This window comes from Pradoshia sp. D12 (genome assembly GCF_008935075.1).
Lineage (GTDB): Bacteria > Bacillota > Bacilli > Bacillales > Pradoshiaceae > Pradoshia.
Genome location: NZ_CP044545.1, coordinates 3,786,578 through 3,803,643 on the forward strand (window position 1 = coordinate 3,786,578; position 17,066 = coordinate 3,803,643).

Below are 17,066 nucleotides of genomic sequence, written 5' to 3' on the forward strand. Positions count from 1 at the left end.
ATTAGCCCATCAAATGCTTACTGATTACTATTCGTTGGATTTCGCTTGTACCTTCGTATATTTCTGTCACCTTTGCATCCCTGAAATAACGTTCTACTGGGTATTCCTCGGTATAGCCATAGCCTCCAAAAACCTGGATTGCTTCGGTCGCCACTTCAACTGCCGTACGCGAGGCAAACAGCTTTGCCATGGATGCCTCCTTTGTACAAGGCTGATTCGAACTTTTTAAAGCAGCTGCCTGATAAACCAGTAATTTTGAAGCCTCAACCATTGTCCCCATATCGGCGAGCTTAAAGCCTATTCCCTGCTGAGCAGAGATTGGTTTCCCAAATTGGCTGCGATTCTTTGCATATTGGACAGCATGCTGAAAAGCCCCTTCCGCTATTCCAAGTGCCTGTGCTGCAATCCCAATCCGCCCTGTATTCAGGTTATTCAGCGCGATGGACATTCCCTGTCCTTCTTCCCCTAGCAGATTCTCGGCCGGTACTCTCATATCCTCAAAGATGAGCTGAACTGTTCTTGATCCATGCAAGCCCATTTTATTTTCATCCTTGCCGATGATAAGTCCGGGCGTGTCTTTGTCTACAATAAAAGCGCTGATTCCCTTATTTCTCTTAGAAGGATCCGTAGAGGCAAAAACAATATAGACATCTGCCTCACCGCCATTCGTGATAAATATTTTTGAACCATTGACGATATACTCCCCATTTTTTCTTACAGCTCTTGATTTCAGGGAGCCTGCATCTGATCCGGCACTTGGTTCAGTTAGACAGAAAGCACCCAGATATTCGCCACTTGCAAGCTTCGGTATATACGCCTTTTTTTGTTCTTCATTACCAAAATTCAAAATCGGGTAGGTTCCAACAGATGTATGGACGGATAAAATCACGCCGACTGTCGGACTTATTTTCGATATTTCATGTATCGCTGTAATGTAGGAGATATAATCCATTCCGGCCCCGCCATATGACTCCGGTATCGGAATCCCCATCAGTCCAAGCTCCGCCATTTTGGATACAATCTCCCTCGGAAACAATCCAGCTTCCATCTTTGGTACAAATGGCTCGATTTCCTTGACGGCAAATTCACGAACCATTTTTCTCATCATTTGCTGCTCATCCGTAAACGTGAATTCCATTGCAGCCAGCCTCCTTTTTGACAAACTTAGTTGTATTGGTAAAATCCTCTGCCGGATTTCTTGCCGAGCCAACCGGCACTTACATATTTACGTAGCAGCGGACATGGCCGATATTTGTCATCTCCAAGACCTTCATGCAAGGTTTCCATAATGTACAAACATGTATCAAGCCCAATAAAATCAGCGAGCTGCAGCGGACCCATTGGATGATTCATCCCCAGCTTCATCACTTCATCAATGGCTTCCTTGGAAGCAACCCCTTCATATAGGGTGAATATGGCTTCGTTGATCATCGGCATGAGTATGCGGTTTGAAACAAAGCCAGGAAAATCATTTACTTCTACCGGAATCTTTCCGAGCTCTTTAGCGGTCTCTTCAATTTTTTTATATACTTCTTCAGAAGTTGCGAGACCGCGAATGATCTCCACAAGCTTCATGACAGGCACAGGATTCATAAAATGCATACCGATTACCTGCTCCGGACGTTTTGTTGCTGCTGCAATTTCCGTAATTGGTAAGGAAGAGGTATTCGTAGCGAGAATTGTGTGAACCGACGCAACCTCATCAAGCTCTTTAAATATTTTCTTTTTGATATTCATATTTTCTGTAGCTGCTTCAATTATGAGGTCGACATGACCTGCATTTTTCATTTCAGTTGAGGGTGTTAATCTTTCCAGGATCTCTACTTTTTCCTGTTCACTTAAACGCCCCTTCTCCACTTGCCTTAACAAATTATTTTCGATGGTAACCAGACCCTTTTTTACAAACTCTTCAGTTAAATCGTGCAGAAACACCTCGAACCCTGATACCGCACAAACCTGTGCAATTCCAGACCCCATTTGCCCTGCACCGATGACCATTATTTTTTTAATCTCCATCCCACTTCACCCCGTTTTTTTATTCTTTTGCCTTTGGCACTTCGATCATAATGGCATCTCCCTGTCCGCCGCCGCTGCAGATAGACGCGATCCCTATGCCGCCGCCACGTCTCTTCAGTTCATACATGAGGGTGAGAATGATTCGCGCCCCACTAGCTCCGATTGGATGGCCAAGGGCAACCGCTCCACCATTTACATTCACTTTTTCAGCATCAAGATTGGCAAGCTTGCCACTCGCAAGGGCAACCGCTGCAAATGCCTCATTCACTTCAAATAAATCAATATCATCCAGTGATTTTTCTGTTTTCTTAAGCAGCTCATTAATGACTAAGCCGGGAGTTTTTGGGAAATCCTTTGCTTCCACAGCAATTTCGGCATGGCCGATAATTCCTGCACCAATCTTGTATCCTTCATCAATTGCTTTATCCTCACTCATTAAAACAAGTGCTCCAGCTCCATCATTAATCCCCGGTGCGTTTCCAGCCGTTATTGTTCCATCCCGGTCAAATGCCGGTTTCAAGGAACTCAGCTTCTCCACTGTCGTATCTTTTCGCGGCGCTTCATCGATTTCCACAACAACCGGCTCACCTTTACGCTGTTTGACCGATACTGGAACGATTTCTTCCTGCAGAAGGCCGGATTCAATTGCTCGAATTGCCTTTTGATGGCTCTGATAAGCCCAGTTATCCTGATCACTTCTTGATAATTCCAGGTCCTCAGATGTGCTGTTACCGTAAGACCCCATATGTACACCGGTAAAGCTGCATGTCAAACCATCATGGACCATCATATCGACCAGCGGCGTATCTCCCATACGAGCTCCCCACCTTGCTTTCGGAAGAATATATGGAGCATTGCTCATTGATTCCATCCCGCCGGCCACGATAACTTCTTCTTCACCAAGCCGAATGATCTGGTCTCCGAGCGTGACGCTTCGTAAACCCGATGCACATACTTTATTAATCGTCTCTGTCTTTACTGACCATGGAAGCCCTGCATGTCTTGAGGCCTGACGAGAAACGATTTGCCCTTGGCCACCCTGTAATACACATCCCATAATGACTTCATTCACATCTGCCGCATTTACACCTGCACGTTCTATAGCCTCTTTGATTGCTATTCCGCCTAACTCCGAAGCTGTTAAACTGCTTAATGCTCCTCCAAATTTTCCAAAAGGCGTCCTAGCTCCATCAATAATTACGGTTTTCCCCATCGTTATCCCTCCGCTTTTAAATTTCATACTTTGGTTAATTGACTGAACGCTCGCTCGTCGTTGGCAGAAAATATGTAAGCGCTTTAATTTGGTATATTTGTATTTTACTGTAAATAAGAAAGAAACGGAAATATTTACACAATATTTCGAAAACAAATAGTTGTGTAAATTTCCGTTTCTGTCTCATCTATTACTATATGAACCCCTTCATATATCGGTGAAAATTAAGATGCAAGCTCCCTATGTTCCCCAAATACCGCTTTTTCAAGCAGTTCTGCCACATCGTATGTTTTAACTTCTTCTTCAACTTCCTTCGCCTTTGTGCCGTCACTTAACATAGTTAAGCAATATGGACAGCCTGAGCTGATAACTGTCGGATTGACCTCAAGAGCTTGTTCCGTACGGGCAACATTGATACGGTGGCCTGTTTCCTCTTCCATCCACATCAAGCCCCCACCCGCTCCACAGCACATTCCATTTTCGCGATTTCTTTCTATTTCTACAAATGAAGCTCCCGGAATTGCTTTTAAAATATCCCTCGGTGCATCATAGACATCGTTGTACCTTCCCAAGTAACAAGAATCATGGAACGTAATTTTTTCATTAACGGCATAAGTTGGTTTTAATCTGCCTTCCTTCACTAGATCAGCCAGCACCTGTGTATGGTGATAAACCTCTGCCTGTAAGCCGAAGTCCGGATATTCATTTTTGAAGATATTGAAAGCATGCGGATCGATTGTAACAATCTTTTTGACCTCATTTTTTTCGAACTCTTCAATATTCTTTGTAGCCAGCTCCTGGAACAGGAATTCGTTCCCAAGACGTCGCGGTGTATCTCCGGAGTTTTTCTCCTTATTACCGAGAATCGCAAATTTAACGCCGGCTTCATTTAAAAGTTTCGCAAATGATAAAGCAATTTTTTGTGAACGGTTGTCATAGGATCCCATTGAGCCGACCCAGAATAAGTATTCAAACTCTTCACCAGACTTCTTCATTTCCTTCACAGTCGGTACAACTACATCCTCACGAGCTTCACGCCAATCTTCACGCTCTTTACGGTTTAATCCCCAAGGGTTTCCCTGACGTTCGATATTTTGCATCGCACGCTGAGCATCAGCAGGTACTTTACCTTCCGTTAATACAAGAAAGCGACGCATATCAATAATGGTTCCAACATGCTCATTCATAACCGGACACTGATCCTCACAGTTGCGGCATGTAGTACATGCCCAAAGCTCTTCCTCTGTAATAACCTCACCCACCAAAGCTGGATTGTACAATTCAGCTGCTGCCGCAGACTCCGCAGCACCCGCACCCTGTGCAGCCACCGCGATTTGATTGCCTTTCGTATTGCTGAATACAAATCCCGGCACCCATGGCTCTTTCCTTGTAACTGCAGCTCCCGTAAACGTTAAATGGTCACGCATTTTAATTAGAACATCCATTGGTGACAGCATTTTTCCTGTCCCGGTTGCCGGACACATATTGGTGCAACGGCCACACTCTACGCATGCATATAAATCGATGAGCTGCAGATCTGTAAAGTCCTGAATCTTTCCTGCTCCATATGTCTCCTGTGTTTCATCCTCAAAATCAATTTTCTTTAATTTTGGCGGAGTTAATCTGTGCAAATATACATTGGCTGGTCCGGCAATTAAATGTGCGTGTTTAGATTGCGGGATATATACCAAGAACGTCAAAATGAAAAGTAAGTGTATCCACCAGGCCACATAGAATACAGCTATGGCAGCTGTATCATTCATCCAGCCAAGCGCCATCGCAATCGTAGAAGCGACAGGCTCTGACCAATGAAGCTCACCGCCATGCCATATAATAGCAGCCCCGTTCGCTACAAGTGTTGCTAGCATTAATCCTCCGATAAAGATCAGAACAAGCCCGGCTTTAAATCCCCTCTTTAGCCGAACAAGCTTCTCAATATAACGGCGATAGAATGCCCAAACAACAGCCACCAGTACCAGGAGTACAACTATCTCCTGGAAAAAAGTAAAAATCGGATATATAGGTCCCAATGGCAAATGAGATCCCGGTTTAATCCCTTTCCAAATTAGATCAATCGCTCCAAATTGGACAAGGATAAACCCGTAAAAGAAGAGCACATGCATCGTTCCGCTTTTCTTATCCTTCAGTAATTTTTTCTGCCCAAATACAAATACCCAAATCTTTTCCAGCCTCTTCTTTACGTCATTATCAAACTCAGTTTTCTTGCCAAGTTTAATATAGGCAATCCTTGTTCTGATCAGATACGTGAACAGCCAAACTGCGTAAGCGGTTACAAGAACAGCTGCAACTAAGTTGATCCATAGAAGACCATTCATCTCCATCCCCGTCTTCCCCCTTTTGCTACCGAAAGCATGATTTAAAAGTTACCTACAACATAAAACGACACTAAACCCAATATAGTATAACTATATTTTATATAATGAATGAGCATTCAGTCAATCAATAACTTACATATTTTAGATTAATTATTAAAACATGGTAAATATAATCTAGTTTGTCGAATAGATCATTTGAGATTTATTTTTATATTTTTAGTCATACTAAGATGAGTAGATATTGGTTAGAGGAACTACTTTGAGGTATACATTGATTCAGTTTCAATCCATATCCAGGAAGTATTTTACAGTTTAATACCAATACCCTGCCGCATAGCTTAATAAACGGCTACTACTTAAAAACATGGAAAGGAGAGGCCATTATTTATGGATATTCGATTTGGATATGTATCCACTGCTTTAAATCTTTGGAATTCAACCCCCTCCAAAACCATCACCTATACACGATGGAGCGGACTATCTCAAGAAGAGCAAATCGAACGATTACTCGCAATTACTAAACAAAATATCGAAACCACCAAACGAATTCTCCATTATAATATTGCACATGAAATACCGATCTATCGTTTCTCAAGCTCGATTGTACCGCTTGCAACTCACCCTGATGTTAAGTGGGATTTTATTACACCTTTCAAAAAAGATTGGGCTGAAATTGGCAAACTGGTACGGAAACACAAGCTTCGTGTCAGCTTCCACCCGAATGCCTTTACACTTTTTACCTCTCCTAATCATGATGTGACAGATAAAGCGGTTGAAGATATGGTTTACCATTATAAAATGCTGGAGGCTATGGGAATGCCAGACCAAGCACTCATTAATATCCATGTCGGCGGATCATATGGAAATAAACAAACGGCTATTCAACGGTTTTATGCCAATAGCCAAAAAATCCCTGAATCCATTAAGCAGCTCATGACACTCGAAAATGATGATAAGACTTATACAACTGAAGAGACTCTGCAGGTTTGTGAGCATGAGGATATCCCGCTTTTATTTGATTACCATCATCACGTGGCAAATCCTTCTATGACTCCATTGGAAAAATTGTTGCCCCGTATTCTTCTGACATGGGAATTAAGAGGCTGGAAGCCTAAAATCCATATTTCTTCTCCCCGTTCGGAGCGTGAAATTCGCGCACACGCATCCAACGTCGATGTTGACTTTATCATGCCATTTATCCAAATGCTGAAGCAAATAGGAATTTCTGAAATTGATTTCATAATCGAGGCGAAAAATAAGGATATCGCGATGATGAAGCTAATTGAGGATTTGGCCTCATTAAGAGGAATCAATCGAATCAGCGGCGGAAGCATCAGGATAAGATAATATTTGTTAGCAGTCTGTCACTAGACTAACAAAAACAACCCACACCTCTCTTATGGTGTGGGCATTTTATTAGTATGAGATTACATTTTTTCTGGAGCAGATACACCAATTAGTTTTAATGCATTTGCCAATGTAATTTTTGTTGCCTGAACAAGAGCAAGTCTAGCTTTACTTCTTTCAGGCTCTTCCTGATCTAATACTTTATCAGCATTATAGAAGCTATGGAATGTGGAAGCCAGATCAAAGATATAATTCGTGATTCTGTGCGGCATACGTTTTTGAGCCGCTTCTGCAACCGCTTGTGGGAATTCACCAAGTTTCTTCAGAAGGTCAATTTCTTTTTCAGAACCCAATCGGCTAAGCTCTGCGTCGCCTTCCAATGTAATACCCACTTCAGCTCCCTGACGAAGGATACTGCAAATACGAGCATGTGCATATTGAGCGTAGTACACTGGATTATCATTGGATTCGGATACAGCCAGATCAAGGTCAAAGTCCATATGCGTGTCCGCACTTCTCATCGCAAAGAAATAACGCACGGCATCTAAACCAACTTCCTCCATCAAGTCTCTCATTGTGACAGCTTTTCCTGTACGCTTGGACATTTTCATTTTCTCACCATTTTTGAACAGGTGAACAAGCTGGATGATTTCTACCTCCAACGTATCTTTTCCGTAACCCATCGCCTGAATCGCAGCTTGCATACGAGGAATATACCCATGATGGTCTGCTCCCCAAATGTTGATTAATTTTTCAAATCCGCGTTCCAGCTTATTTTTATGGTATGCGATGTCTGGTAGGAGATAGGTGTATGAACCATCATTCTTAATTAATACACGGTCTTTATCATCGCCAAAATCAGTAGATTTGAACCAGGTAGCTCCATCCATCTCATAGATATATCCTTTTTCTCTTAACAGCTCCAATGCAGGCATAATTTTGCCATCTTCATAAAGAGATGTTTCAGAGAACCATACATCAAATGGGACACGGAAGCTCTCAAGGTCTTTTTTCAATTTTTCCATTTCATATTTCAACCCGTACTCACGGAAAAATTTAAAGCGCTCTTCTTCATCAGCATTTACATATTTATCGCCAAATTCTTCAGCCATACGTTTACCGATATTGATAATGTCTTCTCCATGATAGCCATCTGCAGGCATTTCTTTCTCCATTCCAAGCGCCTGTAAATAGCGAGCTTCAACTGAATATGCCAGATTATTGATTTGGTTACCCGCATCATTAATATAGTATTCACGGGATACATCCCAGCCAGCTTTAGCCAGGATATTGGATAAAGAATCCCCAACTGCCGCACCGCGGGCATGACCCAAGTGAAGATCTCCTGTTGGATTCGCAGAAACAAACTCAACCTGAATTTTTTCTCCTCCGCCTACATTAGATTCACCATAAGCTTCCCCTGACTCCAAAATAGCGGGAATCAGATTTGTTAAGTATCCATTGTTTAAATAAAAATTGATAAATCCCGGTCCGGCAATTTCAATTTTTTCAATTGATGCCTTTGAAGTATCAAAATGATTAATGATTTCCTCTGCTATTGTCCGAGGTGCCTTCTTAGCAATACGGGCAAGCTGCATAGCCATATTAGTAGAATAATCTCCATGTGTTTTATCCTTTGGCAATTCAAGAATTACACCTGGAATCACTGCTTCTTCCGCTAATCCAGCCTTAATTACTGCCTGCTTAATCTCTTCTTTAATCTGATCCTGAATCTCTGTTACGATGTTCATCTTGTCTTTTCCTCCTTGACCGTCAATGTAAGTGAGTAGTTGCCCACATTCTCTTGTTGTAAAAATAGGTTGTAGGAAACATGGAAAATCTCTTCCTTCGTTTCCGGATGGACGGTATGCTCCAGCTTATTTGTACGTGTCGTTAAATCCAGTGTACCATGAATGCTTTCATAAGAGCCGCTGGTTTCTGTGCCAATTTTGTAAAGCTGTCTCATTTTAACCGCGCCGCTTCTAATAATTAGCATTTCATCCCCGTCATATTTAACAGTTGTATTGATTTTCCCATTGTTTTCAACGTGCTCAATATAGCGGATATATGTGGCATTTGGCATGTGATGCAACGTGCCAAATGTAATTAGCTCGATGTTCTCTTCATCGTCAACATATTGGATATGCGTCTTTAGCCGTACCATGACCTCTATGGGTGCGTTGCTTTTTTCCTCGGTCATTTAATGAATTCCCCCTGGAATTGATTATTTTACTCAATCATACAAGTATAAGGTAAAGAAAAACTCTCTGGCAACTTGTCCGAATCTTTTTTTCTAAAAAAAATCCCCTTGCTCTACTATCATAGACAGGGGATTGCTAGTCTTATTCAATTACAGGCGTTTATTTACCCAACCTAAAAGAATTTCGCGAATAAATTTAGCTGCAGCAATTTGTGTTTGTTCAGAGGAATCATAAGCAGGAGCAACTTCTACAAGATCTGCTCCCACCACATTTACGCCAGAGTTTGATATAGCAGTTATAGCCTCAAGCATTTCTTTAGATGTAATACCGCCTGCTTCAGCAGTTCCCGTACCCGGTGCATGTGCTGGGTCAAGTACATCAATATCAATGGTGACATACACATTTCGGCCGGCAAGGGTGGGCAGTACTTTTTTTAATGGCTCCGCCACATCAAATTTATACATATGCATTCCGGAATCCTTGGCAAATTGAAACTCTTCCCTCATACCTGAACGAATGCCGAAAGAATAGACATTCTCTGCACCAATCAAATTACAAATCTTCCGAATCGGAGTTGAATGGGAAAGCGGCTCGCCTTCATATTCTTCTCTCAAATCTGCATGAGCATCAAAATGGATAATAGCCAAATCCTCATACTTCTTATGAATTGCTTTTATAATCGGCCATGTAACGAGATGCTCGCCGCCCATACCAAGCGGGAATTTCCCTTCTGCCAAAAGGGTTTCAATGTACGCCTCTATCATATCAATGCTTCTTTGCGGATTTCCAAAAGGGAGCGGAATATCGCCCGCATCAAAAAATTTAACAACCTCTAAATGTCGATCGATATAAGGGCTGTATTCTTCCAAACCAAGGGATACTTCTCGTATACGCGCTGGGCCAAACCTGGATCCAGGACGAAAGCTAACTGTCCAATCCATTGGCATTCCGTAGAGAACCGCCTCTGAATCTTTAAAATTGGGATGACTTCCTATAAAAACATTACCGGAATAGGCTTCATCAAATCTCATAATCTGCACTCCTTTAATCCTCATCTATATGTTCATTTCTGTTTATTTTAAAAGATCAGCTACAAATTTAGGCAGCACAAAGGCAGCCTTATGAAGCTCCTTTGTATAATACTTTGTTTCCATTTCAATGAATCTATCATCACAAATCTCTAAAGGATGGTGTTTTTTTGAACCAATTGTAAAGGTCCATAAACCGCTCGGATAGGTTGGGATATTAGCCGTATATAGGCCGGTAATCGGAAAAATCTCTTTTACATCTTTAAAGACCGATTGAATTAAATCCGCTTTAAACCAAGGGTTATCCGTTTGTGCAACAAAGATGCCATCTTCCTTTAATGCCTGATAGATTCCTGCATAGAAGCCCTTCGTAAACAAATTTACGGCCGGTCCAACCGGCTCTGTAGAATCTACGATAATTACATCATATTTATTTTCGCTTTTGGCAATATGCATAAATCCGTCATCAACCAGTACTTCAACCCGATGGTCAGTCAGGCTTCCTGCAACTTCTGGTAAAAACTGTTTTGAGTACTCAATGACTCTGCCATCAATCTCTACCAAAGTAGCTTTTTTTACATTCTCATGCTTAAGCACTTCACGGATTACGCCACCATCCCCGCCTCCTACAACGAGGACATGCTCTGGACAAGGGTGCGTATGTAGGGGAACGTGGGCTACCATCTCATGATAGACAAATTCATCCTTCACAGATGTCATCACCATATCATCCAGCAACAGCATCTTACCCCACTCTACTGTCTCTACAATATCCAGTTTTTGAAAGTCTGTTTGTTCCGTATGCAAGGTACGACTTATCTTCATGGTGATTCCAAAATGATTTGTTTGCTTCTCCGTGAACCAAATACCCATGATGAACCTCTTTTCTTGTTTCAGTTTCAGCGGCCCAATTATCATTCACTATCTATTAAACTTAGAAGAGTATAGTGCATTCTTATAAAAAAGTAAAGATTTTCCGATATTTCCAATATTATCGTTTCTATGTCTGTTTTACGTTTAAAAATGTTGGTTTGTTTTCATACTACTAATATGAATAATTTCACAACAGATCAGGGGGAAGACATGTGTCTCCAAGCAGACTTAGAAGAAGGAAATTACTTGCCTATAAGAGATCCCTTATACTTTTCGGATCACTGATTGCTACATTTGGAGTGATTGGGTTTGTTACCGTCCTACTTATTGTAAAGCTTGCCGGACCTCCAGCCATATCCGTCCCGCAAACCACTCAATATTTAGCTGATGATTTAAGTACATTTACGGAAAGCCACGGGGCCGAGAGGCGGTATTGGGTACCTCTCAGTGAGATATCGCCTTATTTAATACAATCTACTCTGGCAGTTGAGGATCGAAATTTTTATCATCATAACGGGTTTGATACAAAGAGAATTATAGGAGCAATTGTATCTGACACGATTGCCATGGCCAAGGTGCAGGGAGCCAGTACAATCACTCAGCAGTATGCCAAGAACCTCTTCCTTGATTCAGAAAAAACCTGGTCACGAAAGGCTAAGGAAGCTCTCTACACTCTTCGGATTGAAGACCATTTCAGTAAGGATGAGATTCTCGAAGGTTATTTAAATACGATTTATTACGGGCATGGAATGTATGGTATACAGGCTGCGAGCCACTATTATTTTCATAAGGATGCCAAAGATCTATCCTTGGCTGAAGCAAGCCTGCTTGCTGGCATTCCAAAGGGACCAGGCATTTATTCACCACTTGTTTCGAAAAAGAACGCAAAGGAACGGCAGGCTATTGTCCTCAACTCTTTAAAGGAAACCAGTCAGCTGAGTGCAGAACAGGCAAAAGAAACATTGGCATTAGCCGACCGCTTGCCCATATACGGTTCCCTGATTACAGAGAAAAAACAGGAGGCACCCTATTTTCTGGATGCAGTCAATCATGAGTTACGTCAGGTCTTAAAGGGGAATGAGGAGCTGATCAGGCAAGGGGGATTAAAGGTGTATACAACCTTCAATTCCAAGCAGCAGGCCATTGCTGAAGAGGCTATTGCCAAGCATGTGCAGCCGGAAGGTGATTTTCAGGCTGCTTTAATTGCGATGAATCCCCATAACGGTATGGTTAAAGCATTGATTGGCGGAACCAATTATGAGCATAGCTCATTCAATCGTGCGACCCAGGCACTTAGACAGCCCGGTTCCACGATTAAGCCGCTGCTATATTACACAGCTTTAGAAAAAGGGTTCACACCATCGACGACCTTGCGAAGTGAAGTGACCACCTTTTCATTTGAAGGAGGAAAAGAAAAATATACACCCCATAATTTTAATAACCGATATGCCAATGAATCGATTACACTGGCTCAGGCCCTGGCTGTATCAGACAATATATTTGCCGTCAAAACACATCTGTTCCTTGGAGAGGATGAACTGGTTAAGGCTGTAAAGCGATTTGGATTAACCACTCCTATGACCAAGGTTCCCTCACTGGCGCTTGGAACGTCCGGAGTTAAGCCTTTGGAAATGACAAATGCCTATAACTTATTTGCCAACGGAGGAAAAAAGGTTAAACCTTACTTTATCACTAAGGTTACAGGGCGTGACGGAGAGGTTTTATATCAGAAAAAATTAGAACGGACAGCCGTACTGAAGCAAGCGGATGCCTATGTCATGACACAAATGCTGACAGGTGTGTTCGATAAAAAGCTAAATGGTTACGCATCTGTGACAGGCGCCTCAATCGCACCTAAGCTTTCAAGGCCCTATGCTGGAAAGTCAGGCTCAACTGAGTATGATAGCTGGATGATTGGCTATACTCCTCAGCTTACGACAGGTGTTTGGACCGGATATGATCGCTCTCAGAAAATCGAAACTAAACAAGATAAAATTGCAGCCAAAGAAATTTGGGCGAGCTTTATGGAGCAATCCCTAGAGGATGAGCCTGTTAAAGAGTTTAAACAGCCGAAAAATATTGTTGCGGTAGAAATTGACCCCGAAAGCGGCTTGCTTGCACACGGAGCCTGCCCGGTTAAACGCCTTACTTACTATAAAAAAGGAACCGAGCCGAAACAGTATTGCCATAATCATATAAACAAGGGAAACGATCTAAGCCCTTCTGATGAAAAGAATAAAGAAAAGTCACATGATCCGTGGTACAAGAGAGTATGGCCATTTGGAAAGCTTTAAACAATCCGACCCATGAGCATAAGAAAACAAAAATCCCCAAACCATTAACGGTTTGGGGATTTTTGCGTCCTAGCTCTACGTGCTTGCACACTGTTTTTAGTGTACTTTTTTTACAGAAAACCGACAAGTAATATGCTGAATTACTTTACAAAAAAATCCATAATTTTCACGTTTTTGTCAATATTAGTTAGTGTTTAGCTTTTCCTTCAATTCATCAGGGGAGTTTTTCCAAAGCTCTTCATTATGTTTTTTCAGGAAGTTAGCTAAGATAATTTTTGAAGGTTCATCCATATGCTCAACGATAATATGTCTTTTCAATGATTTATCCATGCGATTCACATGCTCTGGCAATGATTTATAGCCGCGGCGAATCTCTTCATCAACCGTCATTTCGCATGCCGTCACACCAGCATAATAGGCTCCCTGTTTCGTCTGTTCAATTGTAACCCAAACAAGCCAGTATGGCTTTCCGTTTGGTACTTCATCTTTATTCGGTAAAAATTTGATTCGTCTTTCGATAGCACTTCTTGCATGCATAGCACCAATATCGACAAACGCTTCACCTGCTTCCACATCAATAATGACAGGTGAAACATTTTCCAGGCTCAACGCCCCCATTCCAAAGCCTTTATGGCCATCAGTAGGGTCGTTTTTGATGATATTAAAAGTTGGTTTTTTCTTCTCTTGACTCATGGATATGTACAAGCCTCCCTTTAAATAAATATTGAAACTAAGAATCGCTCAATCGCTGGTACTAAATTATAAATGATTGGATCGATTGTGTAATTACCAAGCGGTGTAATCACCAGGATAAGGAAAATCAACGCTCCATATTGTTCATACTGTGTCATTTTTGGACGTATATCAGCCGGAACGAGGTCCTCAATAATACGATACCCATCAAGTGGAGGAAATGGCAATAAATTAAATACAAACAGTACAACATTCAAGCGGATAAAAATATTAAAAAACGTGTAGATAAACTCAGGTAAATTAAATCCTGCGATGCTTATAATATATATCAATAGGACACCAATAAAAGCCAGCACAAGATTACTCAAAGGGCCTACCACTGAAACAACAATACTGTTCATCCGTGGATTTTTAAAGAAGAAGCGATTGACCGGTACAGGTTTCGCCCAGCCAAACCCGACCAATATAATAAATATCGCACCTAATGGATCAATGTGCCGAAGCGGATTTAATGTCAGCCGTCCCTGATTTTTTGCAGTCATATCTCCAAATTTATAGGCCGCATAGGCATGTGCATATTCATGAACAGTAAACGCAATGGCGAGAGTTACAAGTGTATATGGTAAATTGACCAATATGCTTTGAAAATCAAACATCAAAACATCCCCTTTTTCCTTAATATAAAACCTTTCAGTTAGGTTCAACTTTCCATTCTGCTTTTCACCACTTGCTTTCCGCCGGCGATTATGAAAAACTATCAACATAATCACTTGTTTTACAAATGAGGAGGACATTATATGCCGTATGTAACCGTTAAAATGTTGGAGGGCCGCACTGAAGAACAAAAAAAGGCCTTATGTGAAAAAGTCACTGAAGCAGTTTCTGAAACAACAGGAGCACCAAAAGAAAGAATTACGGTGTTCATTGAAGAAATGACTAAATCTCATTATGCGGTTGGCGGTGTACGCGCCAGCGATCAATAAACTTTGTTCGGATTGCGTGTCTTTCATCCACACCGAACATTATTGATCCAATTACATATTATTGGACCCGACTTTCGTTTTTAAGTGGGAGCCGAATGGAGCAAATATGCTCCATTCTTTTTATTTCTCCAGTATTAAAAAGAACTAATTCGCGTACATTGGTTTATTTTCCTTAATAAGCTGTGCTGCATAATTGAAGGCTTCCTCTATTTCCTCAGGCAAATACTGTTGCTCCGCCTTTAGTTCCTGGATTTTCTTAATAATCTCATCCTTGGATAAATGGTCGAAATAAAAAACCGTAGAAACCAATTCAAGAAAACGTGCATTATGATTGTTCAATCCCTTCACACATGCAGACAGCTCGTCGTTTTCATTGTCTTTGCTGTATAAAGATAGAAATTCTTTGCCTGCCTCTGTTAAAGAGTAGTCATAATGAACATAGCCATTTTCCTTATCCTTTATTTCAGATAAAAGCCCTAAATTGCAAAGCTCTTCTATCTTTAACGTTAATTCCTCTGAATAGGGTCCATAAAAATGAAATTCAAATCTCTCCTGAAAAGGATATTCGAGTTTTTTTGAGATAAACACCATCTTTTGAAGCTTTTTTCTTCCCCCAATATGCCCGGCCGCATCTATGGCTGAAAGAATTCTGGCATGCTCCTTCAACACCATTCTTCACTCCTTCAATATCAATTAATCCCAATCAAGCAATTCTTTTATTTTTTCCTTTATTTCTTTATGATTCGCTTCATCTTCTAAAATATCAGCAGGAAAGTACAGTTTATGATCCGTGCGTCGTTTACCGGAAATCGCGTCTACGATATCCGATTGTCTGGAAAGCTCTTTAAGTTCTCTCGTTTTGGATAACAGATAAATCGGTACCCTTTCTCCTTCTTCTCCAGGCCGATAAAAATCATACGGTAAATCCGATGAAGAATCTAGCACCAAATAATACTCCGGATCAAGACCGGCTGCTGCGAACAATTGAGTGAGCTCCATCACTTTTTTCATTTCCGCACTGGATGACGGAAGGAATTCTACATACTGGAACAAATTCCGGTTCATGAACCTCGTGCATAAATCACTCAGTATGCTATCCTCTTCTTCTCCCCATAACTGAAAATAGTACAGCATTATACTATCGTCTAATTTCAAATAATCATATAGGGTAACAGACTGGGTAAATAAAGACGAAAAATGATGAGGTTCCTGTTTAAATTGATAATTCTTCTTATATAAATCTTTAGCGCGGTGCAGGATTTTTGTCAAAATCACTTCTGCGCTTCGAGATACTGGATGGAAATAAACCTGCCAGTACATTTGATAGCGGCTCATAATGTAATCTTCTACAGCATGCATACCGCTTTGCTTGAAAACTACCTGATCCTCCGTCGGTCTCATCACTCGGAGAATCCGCTCCATATCAAACTGGCCGTAGCTCACCCCAGTAAAATAAGCATCCCGTAACAAGTAGTCCATCCGGTCTGCATCAAGCTGACTCGAGATTAAGCTGACAACCAATTTATTGGCATGTGTTTTGGCAATGACTTCAGCTACCTCTTTCGGAAAGCTGGCATCTACCTTTTTTAAAATTGCATTAACCTCAGTATCCCCTAAAATAATCTTCCTTGTGAATTCCTCATGGTCCAAATCAAAGACTTTTTCGAAGGCATGTGAAAAAGGACCATGCCCGAGGTCATGGAGCAAAGCTGCACATAAAGAAAGAAGACGATCTTTCGGGTTCCATTCCGGCCTATTAGCAAATACCCCATCCACAATTCTTCTCACAATCTCATATACTCCAAGAGAGTGATTAAAACGGCTGTGTTCAGCCCCATGAAATGTTAAATAGGTCGTTCCAAGCTGTTTAATTCGCCTTAAACGCTGGAATTCCTTTGTATCAATTAAATCCCAAATGACCCGGTCATTCACATGCACATAGCGATGCACCGGATCCTTAAATACTTTTTCTTCGTTTAATTTTTCCAGAGAATATTCTATCATTCTATTCCCTCTTCCTAATCGGTCATGGTTTTATTATAGCTTGTTTAATCTAAAAAAACATAATCATCTTCTTCCACA

Annotated in this window: 15 protein-coding genes; 3 read left to right on the forward strand and 12 right to left on the reverse strand. The window is 41.3% G+C overall.

Going from position 1 to position 17,066, the window contains the following annotated elements:
• Window position 1: 1 nt before the first annotated feature.
• From F7984_RS18185 to F7984_RS18200, 4 genes are all read right to left on the reverse strand, one after another.
• Window positions 2–1,138, reverse strand: coding sequence for an acyl-CoA dehydrogenase (locus tag F7984_RS18185; RefSeq protein ID WP_140461895.1), 1,137 nt, complete (start codon window positions 1,136–1,138; stop codon window positions 2–4).
• A gap of 26 nt (window positions 1,139–1,164) precedes the next feature.
• Window positions 1,165–2,016, reverse strand: coding sequence for a 3-hydroxybutyryl-CoA dehydrogenase (locus F7984_RS18190; RefSeq protein WP_140461896.1), 852 nt, complete (start codon window positions 2,014–2,016; stop codon window positions 1,165–1,167).
• Window positions 2,017–2,035: 19 nt separating this feature from the next.
• The gene (locus tag F7984_RS18195) at window positions 2,036–3,229 is read right to left on the reverse strand and encodes an acetyl-CoA C-acetyltransferase (protein WP_140461897.1); all 1,194 of its coding nucleotides are present in this window, start codon (window positions 3,227–3,229) and stop codon (window positions 2,036–2,038) included.
• Window positions 3,230–3,453: 224 nt separating this feature from the next.
• A complete protein-coding gene (locus F7984_RS18200; RefSeq protein ID WP_140461936.1) occupies window positions 3,454–5,565 on the reverse strand; it encodes a (Fe-S)-binding protein in 2,112 nt (703 codons plus the stop codon).
• Between the two features lie 387 nt (window positions 5,566–5,952).
• On the opposite strand from F7984_RS18200, the gene uvsE reads away from it, so the two are divergent.
• The gene (uvsE, locus tag F7984_RS18205; protein WP_140461898.1) at window positions 5,953–6,912 is read left to right on the forward strand and encodes a UV DNA damage repair endonuclease UvsE; all 960 of its coding nucleotides are present in this window, start codon (window positions 5,953–5,955) and stop codon (window positions 6,910–6,912) included.
• Window positions 6,913–6,992: 80 nt separating this feature from the next.
• Here the strand turns inward: uvsE and argS are convergent, their stop codons facing one another.
• The 4 genes from argS to speE all read right to left on the reverse strand — a co-directional run bounded on the left by argS (window position 6,993) and on the right by speE (window position 11,014).
• Window positions 6,993–8,663, reverse strand: a complete 1,671-nt coding sequence (argS, locus tag F7984_RS18210) for an arginine--tRNA ligase (RefSeq protein ID WP_140461899.1) — start codon at window positions 8,661–8,663, stop codon at window positions 6,993–6,995.
• Window positions 8,660–9,112 carry a YwiB family protein gene (locus F7984_RS18215; protein ID WP_066109390.1) on the reverse strand — a complete coding sequence of 151 codons (453 nt, stop codon included), beginning with the start codon at window positions 9,110–9,112 and terminating at the stop codon, window positions 8,660–8,662. The genes argS and F7984_RS18215 overlap by 4 nt, the downstream gene beginning before the upstream one ends.
• A gap of 150 nt (window positions 9,113–9,262) precedes the next feature.
• Entirely contained in the window at window positions 9,263–10,144 is an 882-nt protein-coding gene (speB, locus tag F7984_RS18220) for an agmatinase (RefSeq protein ID WP_140461900.1), read from the reverse strand.
• Between the two features lie 42 nt (window positions 10,145–10,186).
• Complete coding sequence (gene speE / locus F7984_RS18225; RefSeq protein ID WP_140461901.1) at window positions 10,187–11,014, reverse strand: polyamine aminopropyltransferase; 828 nt, start codon at window positions 11,012–11,014, stop codon at window positions 10,187–10,189.
• Between the two features lie 212 nt (window positions 11,015–11,226).
• Here speE and F7984_RS18230 point away from each other — a divergent pair, with 212 nt between their 5' ends.
• On the forward strand, window positions 11,227–13,308 hold the full coding sequence (locus F7984_RS18230) for a transglycosylase domain-containing protein (protein ID WP_139892070.1): 2,082 nt from the start codon (window positions 11,227–11,229) through the stop codon (window positions 13,306–13,308).
• A 183-nt stretch (window positions 13,309–13,491) separates the two neighbouring features.
• Here F7984_RS18230 and F7984_RS18235 read toward each other — a convergent pair whose 3' ends face one another.
• The gene (locus tag F7984_RS18235) at window positions 13,492–14,001 is read right to left on the reverse strand and encodes a YwhD family protein (protein ID WP_140461902.1); all 510 of its coding nucleotides are present in this window, start codon (window positions 13,999–14,001) and stop codon (window positions 13,492–13,494) included.
• 20 nt (window positions 14,002–14,021) lie between these two features.
• Window positions 14,022–14,657, reverse strand: a complete 636-nt coding sequence (locus F7984_RS18240) for a site-2 protease family protein (RefSeq protein WP_140461903.1) — start codon at window positions 14,655–14,657, stop codon at window positions 14,022–14,024.
• A 141-nt stretch (window positions 14,658–14,798) separates the two neighbouring features.
• Between F7984_RS18240 and F7984_RS18245 the strand changes: the two genes are divergently transcribed.
• Window positions 14,799–14,984: a 2-hydroxymuconate tautomerase gene (locus F7984_RS18245; protein ID WP_066109407.1), complete on the forward strand. Its 186-nt coding sequence runs from the start codon at window positions 14,799–14,801 to the stop codon at window positions 14,982–14,984.
• 144 nt (window positions 14,985–15,128) lie between these two features.
• Here the strand turns inward: F7984_RS18245 and F7984_RS18250 are convergent, their stop codons facing one another.
• A complete protein-coding gene (locus F7984_RS18250) occupies window positions 15,129–15,653 on the reverse strand; it encodes a YwgA family protein (RefSeq protein ID WP_066109764.1) in 525 nt (174 codons plus the stop codon).
• A 24-nt stretch (window positions 15,654–15,677) separates the two neighbouring features.
• The gene (locus F7984_RS18255) at window positions 15,678–16,988 is read right to left on the reverse strand and encodes an HD domain-containing protein (RefSeq protein WP_175354323.1); all 1,311 of its coding nucleotides are present in this window, start codon (window positions 16,986–16,988) and stop codon (window positions 15,678–15,680) included.
• Window positions 16,989–17,066: the final 78 nt, after the last annotated feature.